This window comes from Amycolatopsis sp. 505 (assembly GCF_031625235.1).
Classification (GTDB): Bacteria; Actinomycetota; Actinomycetes; order Mycobacteriales; family Pseudonocardiaceae; genus Amycolatopsis.
Genome location: NZ_JACKQP010000025.1, coordinates 2,501 through 5,145 on the forward strand (window position 1 = coordinate 2,501; position 2,645 = coordinate 5,145).

Here is a 2,645-nt window from a genome sequence, read left to right on the forward strand (position 1 = left end):
GCCTGCGAGTTAGTGCTGCGTGGCGAGGTTAACCCGTGTGGGGTAGCCGTAGCGAAAGCGAGTCTGAATAGGGCGAATGTAGTCGCGTGGTCTAGACCCGAAGCGGAGTGATCTACCCATGGCCAGGGTGAAGCGACGGTAAGACGTCGTGGAGGCCCGAACCCACTTAGGTTGAAAACTGAGGGGATGAGCTGTGGGTAGGGGTGAAAGGCCAATCAAACTCCGTGATAGCTGGTTCTCCCCGAAATGCATTTAGGTGCAGCGTCACGTGTTTCTTGCCGGGGGTAGAGCTACTGGATGGTCTAGGGGCCTTACCGGGTTACCGAAATCAACCAAACTCCGAATACCGGTTAGTGAGAGCGTGGCAGTGAGACGGCGGGGGATAAGCTTCGTCGTCGAGAGGGAAACAGCCCAGAACACCAGCTAAGGCCCCTAAGTGTGTGCTCAGTGGGAAAGGATGTGGGATTGCCCAGACAACCAGGAGGTTGGCTTAGAAGCAGCCACCCTTGAAAGAGTGCGTAATAGCTCACTGGTCAAGTGGTCCTGCGCCGACAATGTAGCGGGGCTTAAGCACACCGCCGAAGCTGTGTCATTCACACAATACATCGGCTTCCGTATTCGTACGGTTGTCTAGTGGTGTGGATGGGTAGGGGAGCGTCCTGCATCCAGGGAAGCGGCGAGGTAACTCAGTCGTGGAGGGTGTGGGAGTGAGAATGCAGGCATGAGTAGCGAATGCAGAGTGAGAAACTCTGCCGCCGGATGACCAAGGGTTCCTGGGCCAGGCTAATCCGCCCAGGGTAAGTCGGGACCTAAGGCGAGGCCGACAGGCGTAGTCGATGGACAACGGGTTGATATTCCCGTACCCGAGCATGTGCGCCCATGACGAGGCGTTTGATACTAACCACCCAAAGCGTGCCGGCGAAGCCTTCGGGCGGAGTTGGCATTGTGGAGCGTGGGACCTGATTTCGTAGTAGTCAAGCGATGGGGTGACGCAGGAAGGTAGCTCCGCCAGGCGATGGTTGTCCTGGTATAAGCGTGTAGGAGAAGGCATAGGCAAATCCGCCACTATGAGGCTGAGACGTGATGTGTAGCCGTTTGAGGCGAAGTAGAGTGATCCTATGCTGCCGAGAAAAGCCTCTAGTGAGTGCATGCACGGCCCGTACCCCAAACCAACACAGGTGGTCAGGTAGAGAATACCAAGGCGATCGGGTGAACTGTGGTTAAGGAACTCGGCAAAATGCCCCCGTAACTTCGGGAGAAGGGGGGCCAAACATCCTGAAGCTTCTTGCAGGCTAGGGGTGGGTGGCCGCAGAGACCAGCGGAAAGCGACTGTTTACTAAAAACACAGGTCCATGCGAAGTCGCAAGACGATGTATATGGACTGACGCCTGCCCGGTGCTGGAACGTTAAGAGGACCGGTTAGCCAGTAATGGCGAAGCTGAGAATTTAAGCGCCAGTAAACGGCGGTGGTAACTATAACCATCCTAAGGTAGCGAAATTCCTTGTCGGGTAAGTTCCGACCTGCACGAATGGCGTAACGACTTTCCGGCTGTCTCAACCACAGGCCCGGCGAAATTGCACTACGAGTAAAGATGCTCGTTACGCGCGGCAGGACGGAAAGACCCCGGGACCTTTACTATAGTTTGGTATTGGTTTTCGGTTCGGCTTGTGTAGGATAGGTGGGAGACTGTGAAGCTGCAACGCTAGTTGTGGTGGAGTCGTTGTTGAAATACCACTCTGGTCGAATTGGGAATCTGAACCTCGGGCCATGATCTGGTTCAGGGACAGTGCCTGATGGGTAGTTTAACTGGGGCGGTTGCCTCCTAAAGGGTAACGGAGGCGCCCAAAGGTTCCCTCAGCCTGGTTGGCAATCAGGTGTTGAGTGCAAGTGCACAAGGGAGCTTGACTGTGAGACAGACATGTCGAGCAGGGACGAAAGTCGGGACTAGTGATCCGGCACCTCCTGGTGGAAGGGGTGTCGCTCAACGGATAAAAGGTACCCCGGGGATAACAGGCTGATCTTGCCCAAGAGTCCATATCGACGGCATGGTTTGGCACCTCGATGTCGGCTCGTCGCATCCTGGGGCCGGAGTAGGTCCCAAGGGTTGGGCTGTTCGCCCATTAAAGCGGCACGCGAGCTGGGTTTAGAACGTCGTGAGACAGTTCGGTCCCTATCCGCCGCGCGCGTAGGATACTTGAGGAAGGCTGTCCCTAGTACGAGAGGACCGGGACGGACGAACCTCTGGTGTGCCAGTTGTTCTGCCAAGGGCATGGCTGGTTGGCCACGTTCGGAAGGGATAACCGCTGAAGGCATCTAAGCGGGAAGCCTGTTCCAAGATGAGGTATCCCACCCCATGTGGGTTAAGGCCCCCAACAGACCATTGGGTTGATAGGCCAGAAATGGAAGCACAGTAATGTGTTGTCGAGTTGACTGGTACTAATAGGCCGAGGACTTGCCTACGAAGATGTTACGCATCCACTCTACAGCTCTGAAACACCACACCAGGTGTGTTGTTTCGTAGTGTTTCGGTGGTTATAGCGTCAGGGAAACGCCCGGTCCCATTCCGAACCCGGAAGCTAAGCCTGACAGCGCCGATGGTACTGCAACCGAAGGGTTGTGGGAGAGTAGGACACCGCCGAACTTA

Annotated in this window: 2 rRNA genes (1 of these 2 cut by a window edge); both read left to right on the forward strand. The window is 55.8% G+C overall.

Annotated elements, in window-relative coordinates:
• Window positions 1-2,461 (forward strand): 23S ribosomal RNA (locus H5965_RS45945); it begins 655 nt to the left of the window's first position.
• 64 nt (window positions 2,462-2,525) lie between these two features.
• Window positions 2,526-2,642, forward strand: a 5S ribosomal RNA gene (gene rrf / locus H5965_RS45950).
• Window positions 2,643-2,645: the final 3 nt, after the last annotated feature.